Source organism: Marinobacter metalliresistant (assembly GCF_038098645.1).
GTDB classification, from domain to species: Bacteria; Pseudomonadota; Gammaproteobacteria; order Pseudomonadales; family Oleiphilaceae; genus Marinobacter; species Marinobacter metalliresistant.
In genome coordinates this window covers 3,329,945-3,342,910 of record NZ_CP101118.1, presented here as the reverse complement: position 1 = coordinate 3,342,910, position 12,966 = coordinate 3,329,945, and the positions used below count along the sequence as shown (strand labels likewise).

General features: G+C 61.0%; 11 protein-coding genes. 2 read left to right on the top strand and 9 right to left on the bottom strand.

Annotated elements, in window-relative coordinates:
- A complete protein-coding gene (locus NLK58_RS15640; RefSeq protein ID WP_117619374.1) occupies positions 1-618 on the bottom strand; it encodes a hypothetical protein in 618 nt (205 codons plus the stop codon).
- A 218-nt stretch (positions 619-836) separates the two neighbouring features.
- Here NLK58_RS15640 and NLK58_RS15635 point away from each other — a divergent pair, with 218 nt between their 5' ends.
- On the top strand, positions 837-1,202 hold the full coding sequence (locus tag NLK58_RS15635; RefSeq protein WP_117619373.1) for a hypothetical protein: 366 nt from the start codon (positions 837-839) through the stop codon (positions 1,200-1,202).
- 17 nt (positions 1,203-1,219) lie between these two features.
- Here the strand turns inward: NLK58_RS15635 and NLK58_RS15630 are convergent, their stop codons facing one another.
- Complete coding sequence (locus NLK58_RS15630) at positions 1,220-4,021, bottom strand: ATP-binding protein (RefSeq protein WP_341581255.1); 2,802 nt, start codon at positions 4,019-4,021, stop codon at positions 1,220-1,222.
- A gap of 96 nt (positions 4,022-4,117) precedes the next feature.
- On the opposite strand from NLK58_RS15630, the gene NLK58_RS15625 reads away from it, so the two are divergent.
- Complete coding sequence (locus NLK58_RS15625; protein ID WP_117620424.1) at positions 4,118-4,351, top strand: DUF2789 domain-containing protein; 234 nt, start codon at positions 4,118-4,120, stop codon at positions 4,349-4,351.
- On the opposite strand, the gene NLK58_RS15620 is transcribed toward NLK58_RS15625, so the two are convergent.
- From NLK58_RS15620 to NLK58_RS15590, 7 genes are all read right to left on the bottom strand, one after another.
- The gene (locus tag NLK58_RS15620) at positions 4,348-5,823 is read right to left on the bottom strand and encodes a GGDEF domain-containing protein (RefSeq protein WP_117619371.1); all 1,476 of its coding nucleotides are present in this window, start codon (positions 5,821-5,823) and stop codon (positions 4,348-4,350) included. The genes NLK58_RS15625 and NLK58_RS15620 overlap by 4 nt on opposite strands.
- Before the next feature lie 59 nt (positions 5,824-5,882).
- A complete protein-coding gene (xerC, locus tag NLK58_RS15615) occupies positions 5,883-6,824 on the bottom strand; it encodes a tyrosine recombinase XerC (protein WP_341582819.1) in 942 nt (313 codons plus the stop codon).
- A 28-nt stretch (positions 6,825-6,852) separates the two neighbouring features.
- Complete coding sequence (locus tag NLK58_RS15610; protein WP_341581254.1) at positions 6,853-7,599, bottom strand: DUF484 family protein; 747 nt, start codon at positions 7,597-7,599, stop codon at positions 6,853-6,855.
- Between the two features lie 16 nt (positions 7,600-7,615).
- Positions 7,616-8,533, bottom strand: a complete 918-nt coding sequence (dapF, locus tag NLK58_RS15605; RefSeq protein WP_117619369.1) for a diaminopimelate epimerase — start codon at positions 8,531-8,533, stop codon at positions 7,616-7,618.
- Positions 8,534-8,547: 14 nt separating this feature from the next.
- Positions 8,548-9,798, bottom strand: coding sequence for a diaminopimelate decarboxylase (gene lysA, locus NLK58_RS15600; protein ID WP_117619368.1), 1,251 nt, complete (start codon positions 9,796-9,798; stop codon positions 8,548-8,550).
- Positions 9,799-9,839: 41 nt separating this feature from the next.
- Positions 9,840-9,986, bottom strand: a complete 147-nt coding sequence (locus tag NLK58_RS15595) for a lipoprotein (RefSeq protein WP_227539315.1) — start codon at positions 9,984-9,986, stop codon at positions 9,840-9,842.
- Positions 9,987-10,048: 62 nt separating this feature from the next.
- Positions 10,049-12,907 (bottom strand): class I adenylate cyclase, encoded by a 2,859-nt coding sequence (locus NLK58_RS15590; RefSeq protein ID WP_117619367.1) that lies wholly within the window; start codon positions 12,905-12,907, stop codon positions 10,049-10,051.
- Positions 12,908-12,966: the final 59 nt, after the last annotated feature.

The following is a 12,966-nucleotide window of genomic DNA, read 5'->3' as shown; positions in this document are numbered from 1 at the left end:
TCATTTTCTGTCAGAGGAATTGTCGTCCGCCAGCGACAAATGGGACACATCCGGCACCACCGGCGGAGGAAGGTTGCGCTCAACGCCAAGATCACTGCCGGCCGGCGCCAGGCTCCATTCGTCCAGATGCTGGAACATCGGTGGTTCTACCTCCGATCGCTCTGCCAGCGTTTCTCCAACCGGGGCCAGGCTCAGGCCGGAGCCAGAGAGAATGTCGTCTACCTTTTCACCCGCCACCGGCAGACGATCGCCAGGCTCGGTTTGAGGAACCGTGCCCTTCTTCTCTGCGACAGCGGCGGGAGTTGCCGGCGCAGCAGGTTGCTGACTCGCCTGCCCTGCCGGCGCCTCCGGCTTCGGCTGAGGCGGATGCGGAGGGCTGGCGGCGGGCCGGGCATCGGCCATGGGCTGTACATAAGCGACCATGCCGTGTTTTTTCAGCACAGCACGGTACTTTTCGGCCTGCACCTCCTCAAGCTTGTTGCGAATAACCACCGGCTGGCCGCTGAACATACGGTCGACCTGCTCGAGCGAAGCCTTGAACAAGGTGCGGGCATTGTTGCGCGCAGCTTCCAGATCCGTTCCGGGAACGCATTCCCCTTTAAAGACAAGCTGAAACATGCGTCTTCCTCTTGGCGTCCGTCTTTCTCACATCATAGTTGATCGCGTGGCGCTCCGGGAGTCCGCGAAACATGCTGCCTCTGTGTCCAGACTGCAAACAATTGAAAAATCGATGTCACATATCACGCAAATTGCGACAGACTCTGCAATAATCAACGGTAACCAAATTTTACAATTGGTTACATATTGACCGGAACATCACCAGGGAGTGGTCTCCAATGACGATCACACAATCACTTCGCATCACCGCCGTAACGCTTTTGTTGTCGGCACCGCTTGCCCATGGTGAAAACCTGGACGTACTGATGAGCCAGGTTTTCCCGCAGGCACAGGCAACCTACATCGGTTATGAAAGCGTCGAGCGGGAGGATATCCCGGCCAGCGCCCCGGTAGAGCGAAAATACCTGATTGTAGATTTTCGCCTGGCCTCCAGTCAGCTGGCCTCAGAACAGCTTCAGGCCAGTGTTCACAAAGTCTGCATGACGCTGCTAAAAGACCGCGAGCTGATCCGGCAGCTGTCGGATTCCGGTTACGACATGGTATCAGTCGCCTTCGACCGCCGCTCCCAGTTTGACTGCCTGTAGCACCGCTGCCGGGTTGGTCAGTCATCGCGGCCCAGCAGTTTCGGAAACGCCTCGAGCGCGCTGTTGACGGCGTCGAGGTTGAACGCCTCCACATCGGCAAGCAGTTTTTCCCCGTAACCAGTCACCGAACGGGACCGGAATCGCTGGCCCCAGGCAAGCACCCGCCGGGCAAAATGTTTCATCTGCTCCGGATCGCCGCTTTCCCTGACCGTTTTCCACTCGTCACCAAAATCTGCCGCGAGCTGTTCTCTCAGCCAGCCCCGTTCCTGCATGCTGAGGGTCTGGGCCAGCAGCCGCTCGGATTCTTTCGGGGCACCTTCGTCTTCCGCCTTTTCCACGGTCGCTTCAACCCGCGGCAAGGTCACGGTGAACACTGAGCCGGTGCCTGATTCACTCTCAACTTCCAGTTCTCCGCCCATCATCCGCGCCAGCTTTCGGCTGATGGCAAGGCCGAGGCCGGTCCCCCCATAGCGCCGGGTGTTCTGGCCCTCCTGCTGCTCAAAGGCATCAAAAATCCGGTCAATCTGATCCTGAGGGATACCGATACCGGTATCCCTGACGGTCACCACCAGCTTGTAAAACTGGCGTTCCGGTGTCTCGGAGCCCGGGCTGCCGCCCTCTCCCCGGACCCTCAGGGGCTTCGCTGTAGCGCGGACAGTAACGCCACCCTCATGGGTGAATTTGATGGCATTGCCTACCAGGTTGAACAGAACCTGCCTCAGGCGGGTTTCATCCAGCATCATGGCCGCCGGCATCTTGGAATCAACACTCACCTCCAGGGTGATGCCCTGTTCCCGGGCCCGGAGATCGAAAATGTGGCGGACATCATCGAGCAGTCGCCGCACCGACACGGCGGAATAGTCCAGCCGCATTTTCCCCGCTTCAATGCGGGACAGATCCAGAATGTCGTTAATCAGCATTAGCAGGCTGCGGCTACCAGCCCGGATGGCGTCCAGATAGTTTCGCTGCTGGGGATCGGTCACGGTGTTGCTGAGCAGATCACTGTAGCCGATCACGGCGTTCATCGGTGTCCGTATTTCGTGGGACATGTTTGCCAGGAACTCGCTTTTCGCGAGGCTGGCGGCCTCTGCCTCCCGGGCGAGACGCTCGGCTTCAAGCTTGGCCGCCCGCAACTCGTCCTCACTGCGGCGAAGGGCATTTTCAGAACGGATCCGTTCATCCACTTCCCGGGACAGTTTCCGGTTCCAGTACAGGAAAATCAGAACGACGACAATGGCAATGAGCACCACCCGGCGCACCACGGTGTAATCGGCTTCCTGTTCAATATCGAGGTGAATCCAGCGATTGTAGATGGACTCGGTCTCGCTTGCCTCGAGGCTGCCCAGGGCCTTGTTCAGCACCCGCTGCAGTTCCGGACTGTCCTTCCGGACCGCCAGCCTGAGGTCGTACTGGTAAGGGGTGATACTGGTGATCCGGAGGTTCGACAAGCCCAGCCGGGCCACGGTGTAGCTGACCGCCGGGATGTGGGTAACCATAACGTCCAGATCCCCATTGGAGAGCGCCAGAAGCCCTTCCTCCACGGTGGCCACGGGGTAAAGGTCCAGATTCGGGTGGTTAATCAGCAGGTAGTCGTGGGCCGCGTGCCGGTTCACCACCCCCACCCGTTCACTGCGAAGCTCCCGGAGATCGCCGATAAAGCGCCCGTCATCCCGGATGGCAAGGGCTATAGGTACGGTCAGGTAGGCCCGGGTAAACAGAAAGTCGTCTTCGGTACGCGGCGTCCGGGATAATCCGGGAAGTATGTCGACCTCGCCGGACCGGAGCTGGTCTTCGGCGTCCATCCGGCTCCCGGCCAACTTACGGGTGAACCGGATGTTCAGTTGCTCTTCGAGGCGGGTCAGCAGATCCGGAACCAGGCCAGTGGGCCGGCCGTCCTGGGAATATTCAAACGGCGGCCAATCCGAGCGAAAGGCCACCTTGAGATCAGGATGCCGTTTCAGCCAGTCATGGTCGGAAGCAGATAGCTCGGTCCCGGTTCGCTCCAGCACAGGCTGCCCCGATTGCAGCCAGGACTGGCGGATCACCCGATGTTCGTTGTGGCTGATCGCCGAAACGGCCTTGTTCAGTACCTGAAAAAGACGATCATTGCCGGCGTCCACCTGCAACACCACATCCACCGGATTGTCATCGAGCAGATCCGACAAGCCGATGCCGTTCACCATGGCCGACTGCAGGTAATCCGAAACCACAGGCACCGGTGCCAGAAATGCATCGGCCTTGCCAGAGAGAACCTGCCCCACGGCTTCGCTGACACTGGCGACCGGAACCGGTGTGAACGCCTCCACCGGGTCGAGCATGGGGTATTGATTCGGGTCACCGTCGATGACAGCAATCCGGCTGCCCTCCAGATCCGCCAGGGTTCGAATGGCGGCATCGCCGGCACTGACAAACAGGCCGTAGGTCAGGGACATCAGCGGATCGGTGAACCGTTTCCCCGGCACCACCGGCATGCCCGGCATCCGGGTGGTCAGAATGGCATCGGTCTCAGACTCGCGCTGAACCGGGCCACGGTCTTTCTCCGACCGAAGGATCACGGGTTCGATGGCCACATCCAGCTTTTCCGATAACCGGGCCAGATAATCGATGTAGATTCCGGCCAGAGCACCTTCGCCGGTATCAAAAGCCAGCGGAACCTGAGCACTACGCAGACCTATCCGGAAGCGTTCCTGCTCCGCCAGCCAGGTCAGCTCCTTTATACCGAGTACCGGCGCCGGCGACGTTTGCGGCGGGTCCGCCCATACCGGGGATTGAAACAGTGCCAGCAGGCAGCATAGTAGGAGGGGAAGGTTAACCTTCACTGGAAATCCTCAAGGGTTCCGCTACATTTCAGGGAACAATACCTGCAATCGCCGGCGATTTCATTCAGGCAAGCCGCCAACAGGAGATGAATGGACATGGACACCAGCAAACACAACCTCAGCACTTTATTTGAGCAGCTTGGCCTTGCCTCCGACACCAGGAGCATCGAGGATTTTGTCGCCAGGTACTCCCCCCTGCCAAGCGAGGTCGCTATCCAGGATGCCCCTTTCTGGTCAGAGAGCCAGTCCCATTTCCTGGAAGAAGGATTGGAGGAAGACAGTGACTGGGCGGAGATTATCGATGAACTGGATGCCCGGATGCGCCACTAGGACTCGGCGCCCTCACTGATAACAACCCGATCGCGACCCCCGTCCTTGGCCTGGTAAAGGGCGCGGTCGGCCCGATCAAATACCGACTCTTCAGTGTCCCCCGAAACAAAACCCGCCAAGCCAGCAGAAAAGGTAATGGTTACCGGCTCGCCCCGGAAATGAAATGGCAGCTTGCCGACGTGCTCCCGCACCTTGTCGACGACGGTACGGGCATCGGCGGGCCCGGTTTCCGGGAACAGCACCACAAACTCCTCGCCCCCGAAGCGAGCCACGAAATCGGTGGTGCGCAGCCGCTCCCTGAATTCCCTGGCAACCAGCTGAAGCACCCTGTCCCCGGCCTTGTGGCCGTATGAGTCATTGATTCGCTTAAAAAGGTCGATATCGAGAACGCCGATGGTCAGTGGATGACGGTAACGCTGCCAGCGGTTGCATTCGAAAGACAGCCGCTCCTGCCAGGCTTCCCGGTTCGGCAGCTCTGTGAGCAGGTCGGTCATGGCTCGCAGACGTTCCTTGCGAACCTGTTCCTGCATCTGCTCTGAATGCGCCTCCATGGCGGCCACTTTCTCCTGCATCGCCTCCAGTTGCTCGGAAAGCACCTGCTCACGCTCTGACTCCTGGGTGCGGAACCGGCCAACCGCCTGAACAATGGATTCCAGATGGCCACTGACAGACTGTTTGAGGTCCCGGAGGTTGTCGCTGGCCTGCAACTGCAGCCCGACCCGCTCGACTTCCTCGCGGATCTCCCGGTCAAGATGTTCTGACGCATCAAGGCGACCGGTCTGGGCCGAGGACTGGGCCGAGAAATGTTCCCGCAGGATCTCGAGTCGCTCATCCAGACGCTTGAGAAAGGCCTCAAACTCACGCTTGCTCCGGGTAACCGCGGCAATGACCAGTTCCGCGACATGATTCAGGCCTTCCCGCAACTCGTCCCAGTCGTTACTTGCCAGCAGGGATTGCTGAAGGGCCCGGGCCCGGGCCTCGGCGGCGGGTTCCAGAGAGACCTGAGTAAGCATCTGGCCCAGCAACTGACCAACCCGGCGGGCAATGCGCAGTCGTTGGGCATTGTCTTCAATATCCTGGCCATTGCCCGGTGCATGAGCGGCTTCTGAGGCGATTTCAGGCTCTGGTTGCGGCTCCGGACCGTTTTTTGGCTCTGGCTCCCGCTCTTTGCGCGAAAAAAACGACCGCTTCTTGTCACCGGAGGCCTGGTGTTCATCCAACAGGGCTACCTGGCGGTCAATCTGGTCCTGCAGTTCCTTCCAGGCATCCACATCCACCCTGCTTTTCCGTAGGTCCTTGCGGATACGGACCAGCAACCGGTCAAGCTCTGGAGTCTGACCCTCGGATGCGAGGCTGGTGCGCACCAGCATACGCTCAAGGGTATTCCGCTCCGCCTTCCACTGCTTTTCCCGGTTATCAGCAGATTCGAGTTTCTGAAGGTATTTCTCCTTCCAGGAAGGATCGGATGCCATGGAGCGCTCCCGTTTACGCTGGCTGTGCCGTTATTGAGTGGAAGTGACCGGCATGCCGGTCACTGACCTGAGGTGTTTTCGCCATGGGTCCTGCCATGATACTTATCCCGGCGAGCTCTGGGGTGACTCTGGTCATAAACCCGGGCCAAATGCTGAAAATCAAGATGAGTATAGACCTGGGTTGTGGCGATGTCGGCGTGTCCCAGCAGTTCCTGTACGGCGCGAAGGTCTCCACTGGATTCAAGCATGTGGCTGGCAAAGGAATGCCGCAGAAGATGGGGATGAAGTTTCTGGTCAGCCCCCCTGGTGATCCCCCAGCGACCAAGCCGGGCCTGAATGCTCCGGTGACTGAGCCGGCCACCGCGCTGGCTGACAAACAGGGCGTCTTCACCCTCATTGGCCAGCGCCGTCCTCTGAGTCAGCCAGGCCCGGATCGCTTCCACCGCTTTTTTCCCGACTGGCAACAGCCGCTCTTTACCGCCTTTGCCGACTACCCGGACCTCGCCACTTCGCAGGTCAACGGTTCCCGTATCCAGGCTCGCCAGTTCCGCCAGCCGCAGCCCGGAGGAATACATCAGCTCAAACATACACAGATCACGAACTTCGAGGGGGTCGTCCGGCTGGCTGTCCAGCAGGTGACTCAGCTGGTCGACGTCGGCCACCCGGGGCAGGCGCCGGCCACCCTTCGGCGCGCGGATGTCCAGGGCCGGGTTGTCGGACGCCAGCTTTTCCCTGAGCAGAAACTGGAAAAAGCGGCGAGTTGCCGAAAGGTGCCGGGCAATACTGCGGCCTGAGAGGCCTTCCCGGCTGAGAGTAGCCACATAGCGGCGAAGATCATGGTTGGTGACCCGCCGCCACGCAGGCACCTCTCTGCCAGCCAGCCACCGGGCAAGGCGCAGGAGGTCCCGCTGATAGCTGTCGCAGGTTCTGGGTGAATGCCGCGTCTCGAACGCCAGATGCCGGATGAAATCGGTTAATGGCCCGCACAGCTCATCGGGCAGGTCCGACGCCGCCGGAATCTCTGACACCTCAGCGCGACTCCGTCGCCATATCGGTAACCGGGGCGGCCATGGTGTGGCGCTGAACCATGGGCGGCAGCAGCCGGCTCAGGGTGTCGCTGATGTAGCTGAGAAACAGCGAGCCCATGCTCTGGTCAAAATAACCCGGCTGGCAGCTGCCAACGGCAAACACGCCCACCAGTTCATCATGACGCAGGGGCACCAGGGCGACAGAAGCAATCGCCTCTTCCCGGTCCGGAAACAGGAACTCCCGTTCGCTCTCGCGGAACTGGCCACACACCGCCCGCTCGCCTTCAAGCAGGCTGCCCAGTCGTTCACGGGCCACCGAAGGGCTCACCACATGGAGGGCACCCTGGGAGGCCTCCGGTAGCTCAGCGTCGGTAAACAGGAGCACCGAGGCCGCGTCGAGGCCGAAATCGCCACGGATACTGTCATCAATGGCTGAGGCCATATCGTTGAGGGTCCGCGCTTCAATCACCTGCATCAACAGGCGCTTGCTCTTTTCAAACAGGCGATCGTTGTGGCGGGCAATGGACACCAGCTCCACCAGCTCCCTGCGCAGCGTGTCCCGCTGCTCGCGGAACAGGTGCACCTGGCGTTCGACCAGGGAAATGGCGCGACCGCTGTCGTGGGGCAGAGTCAGACTGCGCAGCAGTTCGTCCTGGTCGACAAAGAAATCGGGGTTGGCCCGCAAGTACTCCGCCACCTCTTTCCGGGTGAGGTCACCGGCCTTCTGGCGGGCCGTTTGTTCTGTCATGGTGAACTCCTGGCTGTCAGGATCGTTGTTTGTGGGGGCGGCCACTGCCCTTTCGGCGGCGACTGCCAGAATCAGCTGGCAGCCTTAACTGCCCTTCAAATACGCTGGTTGCAGGCCCTTCCATCATAACAGGGGTCCCGTCACCCTGCCATTCAATGACCAGTTTGCCGCCGCGCAACTCCACTTCAACCCGATAATCCAGCAGGCCACGCAAACAGCCAGCGACCACGGCGGCACAGGCTCCGCTGCCGCAGGCCAGGGTTTCGCCGGCGCCTCGTTCGAACACCCGGAGGCGGGCGTGGCTGCGATCCAGTATCTGCAGGAAGCCGATGTTGGCCCGGGCCGGGAAGCGGGGGTGGCGCTCCAGCTTCGGCCCCAGGGTGTCCACGGGCGCTGTGTCTACGTCCTCCACCACCAGCACGCCGTGGGGATTGCCCATGGACACAGCGCTGAGCTCCACGGTCTGGCCGTCCACATCCACGGTGTACACGTCCTTGCGACGGTCTGCAGCAAACGGAATGGCCGGCGGATTCAGCTCAGGCACCCCCATATTGACCATGACCATGCCATCCCGGCCAACGCGCAGCTCGATCACACCCTTGGCGGTCTGGACCCGTATCACCTTTTTATTGGTCAGGTGCTGGTCCCGGACAAACCGGGCGAAACAACGGGCGCCATTGCCGCACTGTTCCACCTCGGAACCGTCCGCGTTGAAAATACGGTAGCGGAAATCCACGTCGGGCAAACCCGGCGGCTCCACCACCAGCAACTGGTCAAACCCGATACCGAAATTCCGGTTGGCCAGATCCCGGATCGTGTCCGGGCGCAGCCGGAACGGCTGGCTGATGGCATCCACAACCATGAAATCGTTACCCAGCCCGTGCATCTTGGTGAACCGAAGTAAGGGGCCCTGGCTCCGGCGCTGCTGGTTCATCTCCTCGCCTCCGCTCATTCCGGAAGGCAGCTCTCGGGCGCGAGCTGGTCTTCAAGGGTTTCGCGGCGCCGGACCACATGCACCTGCTCGCCATCGACCATCAGTTCCGGGGGCCGGTTGCGGGTGTTGTAGTTGGAGCTCATGACAAAGCCGTAGGCGCCGGCAGAGCGAACCGCCAGCAGGTCCCCGGACCGAAGGCGAAGGTGACGGTCCTTACCCAGGAAGTCCCCGGTTTCGCAGACTGGCCCAACCAGATCCCAGGCTTTTTCCTCGCCGTCCTGATGCGGCGTGACCGGGATGATCGCCTGCCAGGCACTGTAAAGGGCCGGACGGATCAGATCGTTCATGGCGGCATCGATGATGGCAAAGTTCCGGTGCCCGGTGCATTTCAGGAACTCGACCCTGGTAACCAGGATACCGGCATTGGCGGCAATGGAACGGCCGGGCTCGAGAATCAGCTCCAGCTTCCGGTCACCCAGACGCTCCGCCAGCGCCCGGACATAATCCGACGGCTGCGGTGGCTGCTCCTGATTGTAGGTAACGCCCAGACCGCCCCCCATATCCAGGTGATGGATATGAATACTTCGGTCGGCCAGGGTGTCGATCAGGGCCAGCACCCGGTCCAGGGCATCCAGGAACGGGGAGACGGTGGTGAGCTGGGAGCCAATATGGCAGTCCACGCCCTTGATCTCCAGGTTTGGCAGGCTCGCAGCGCGGGTGTATACGTCCGGCGCTTCGGCGATATCGATTCCGAACTTGTTCTCTTTCAGACCCGTGGAAATGTAGGGATGGGTGCCGGCATCAACATCCGGGTTCACCCGCAGGGAAACCGGCGCCCTGACGCCAAGCTCGCCAGCCACGGCATTCAGTCGGTCCAGCTCGGTATCGGACTCAACGTTGAAACAGCGCACACCCACCTCGAGCGCCCGCTTCATTTCCCATTCCTGCTTGCCAACGCCTGAAAACACCACCTTTGCCGGGTCGCCGCCGGCCCGCAGCACCCGCTCCAGCTCGCCCGCCGAGACAATATCAAAGCCGGCGCCCAGCCGGGCCAGAACATTCAGCACAGCCAGGTTGCTGTTGGCTTTTACCGCATAGCACACCAGATGGGGATGGTCTTTGAGGGCTTCGTCGTAGGCGCGATAATGGCGCTCGAGGGTCGCCCGGGAATAGACGTACGCTGGCGTGCCGAAGCGCCCGGCAATGGCAGAGACAGCCACACCCTCGGCGTAAAGCTCGCCGTTGCGATAGTTGAAATGATCCATGAGTTTCCTGATTCGTTTAACGGGGCGGAAAGGCCGGAGCGTTAGTCACGATTATCTTCATCAGATGCCTCGGCCGCAGCCCGGGCCGAAATATCCTGATTGTCCCGGTACAACGGTCCTTTCTGACCGCATCCACTCGTTGCGATCGCCAGCAACAGCACCATGATCGGAAGAGTCCACGCACGCATACCTGCTACCCCTGAGTTCACTATGGCCGCAGTATACCTGACACCCGCACCGCGCGGCGAGGTCAGCGCCCTCTGGCAAGCTGTCGATTCAGGGAATCCTCAAGCACAGACCGGTAATACAGGTACTGGCTGGTCTGGATATCCTGCTGATAGACCCTGGGGTCAATATCGTGGGGCAGATGGACATCGGTCAGGTACACCGGGTAAACCTCGCCGCTCTGGCGCAGGGAACGGATGTAGTGGGCCACGGCGGGAATCAGCTGGTCGCCGTATTCCTGCACGGTAAATTCCTGCTCGCCACAAAAAATATCAAAGCGCAGCCGGCTGTCCCCTTCGTGAATTCCGACAGCCTGCACCTCAAGCCCGGGCAAGGGCGCACCCGAATCCGATTCCGGCCGGCATTCGGCACGCCAGGCACCGTCGCGCCGGACAATCTCGTAGCATTGCACCCCGGCAACAACGCCGGGCGAATCGGTATGGCGGAGCAATCGCCGTTCAATCAGGTTGTCCAGAAACCGCAACACCGGCACCAGCAGGTGCCGACGGCTGTTCACAGCCTGGTCCCAGCTGAACACCGAGCCAAGTTCATCAACGACCCAGAGCCGCGCCTGTTCCCCCAGAACCCGGAAAAAAACCTGGATATTATCCGGTTCACTGGCCTGACTAACGGCCCGCAGGGCCGGTTCGTCCTGAAGCGCGTAACGATCGAACACCACCGGCAGATAGCGCTCCTGGGGCAGCGCCAGGTGCTCCATCAGGGCATCGAAGCTCTCCAGCGCCACGAAGCCCGGCTCCAGGCCATTGAACTGCAGCAGGAAATAACGGCGATCCATTTCGATGACGTAGCGCAACGGGTGGGGCCCTGCACCGCCGGCGAAGAAGGGCCTCAGGACATCGGCAAACAACTCCTGGACACGGCGGGCAATGGCAGAGCCGTGCCCCCGGTTATGGCAATGCACCAGAATGCCGGGCAATTCGGCTGGGTTGGCCGCCACCGATGCCAGAACGTTTTTCAGGCACTGGATGAGCGTGTCGCCAGCAGCGTAGTGCTGCAGGCTGACTTCGTGCCAGCTGTTGAAGGTGATCTGATCGATGCTGATCACCAGGTTTTCCCGGCCGCCACTGAAGCCGAGGGAATCGTGCCGGGCGCTGAGCTTGTGAAGCCCCTTGTCCGTAAGATGGGCCTGTGGGTCCACGCCAACATTGACCAGCAACAGATTTCTCAGGGGCCGGACACCCCGGGACAGGCTCTCCCGTGGTGCAGGCGCAACCGGGAATGACAGGAACCCGGACAGGGCATCCAGCATCTCCCGCAGCTCGCTCACCGAGGCAATGCTCGTCCCCGCCCGGACATTCAGCCGGGTCGAGCGGGTCAGCAGACCATTGCAGTAACACCAGACCATCAGCTCGGCCAGATTGCCGGAGCGGCGGATAACCGGCTGCCAGAAGGCATCGGCCGGATCTTCCAGGTCCCGGTAAAGCAACCAGCCTTCACCATTGCCACCCTGCTCCGACTGGTGGTGGAAAGCGAGATTCTCCTCCGCCAGCGACGGCGCGAGGCCCGGATTGATCTGTTCAATCTTGCCGGCTTTACGCTGAAACGCCGCGTACAGCTTACGGCCCAACAGGTTGATATCGCTGTCACTGATGGCGGCCCGCTGGCCGTGATCTCTGGCCATTTTTGAGAGCAAGCGGTAGCTGTGGGTAAGCTCGTTCACGATCGTCCGGCGCAGGGTGGTGACATCCTCAGCCCGCCAGCGCTGGCGCTCATCCAGCTCCGCCAGCGTGCTCTCCGGCCAGTCCCAGCGTTCAACCAGCTGCCTCAGCAGACGGGTTCGCCACTGCTCAGAGGACACCTCAGAACGGGTCAGCGGCAGGCCGGCTTTCAGGTACAGGCTGCGGCGAACCAGGTCCAGCCTAGACGCCACCTCCGGCCCGGAGAGCCAGCCCTCCAGTCGGTCATAAAGCATGACATAGGGGTCGAGACTGTCGGCGTCGGTTTCACCCCGGAAGACGGCCCGCTTGAACTCACCGGACAGCAACGCCTGCCCGGCGGTCCGGGCATAGCATTCGATCAACAGCAGCTTGAGAATGGACTTCCAGGGGGCATCAATGCCCTTGTACAGCTGCCAGACCCCGGCACCCAGAAATTCTGCTTCCGGTATCGAGGGGACCGGGCCGAAATCAATGTGCTCCTCGGCCCGTACAAACCGACAATCCACCAGCTTTCGCATACACTGGTCATAACGGGTTTCCTGGTCGGCCGGTATCAGCCACCACATCGGCCAGGCGCCGCCCAGGTGGATGCTGGTCCGGTAGAACTCGTCCAGCAACAGGAAGTGCTGGGCACTGCCACAGTTCTCCCCCGTCACCTCTGCCCGCTGGCGCCCGGCCCGCCAGTCCGATGCACAGAAAACAAACACATGGAGCTCCACGCCGAAGGATTCGGCCCACCCGGCCAGCTTCTGCGCCTTGCGCTCGAGACAGCGAATACCCCGCTCCGGCAAATCGTTGCGGTGGCAGAGCCAGACATCAAGATCACTGGCAACGGAATGCCCCAAAGTACCGGGGCTCCCCATCAGGAACATGGCGTCCAGATCCGGTTTGCGCTTGCCTTCATCCTTCAGGGAAAAGGTACGGGTCAGCCGCTTCGCCGCATTGATGGTAGCGTCTGGCGGTTTGTAGTGACTCAGGCCGTAAGGGCAGTCGCTATCCAGGTACCCCGGCAAGGCGGGATGATTGAGGTGGAACACCAGTGGCAGAACCTCCAGAACCATCTGCTGGCGGTAGGACAACGCCGAATGGGCACGGTCCCAGCGCTGCTGGTTGACCACGAGAAACCGGTCCCTCAGCCGACGGAGAGTCTTGCGGTCTATACCCTCCTCAAAATCGAGGGCAATCGGGGCAACGTGGGTGCTCAAGGCGGCTCCGGGGAGAGGTTCTTTTCAATGCCAGTATGAGTATGATGGACGCATCGTGG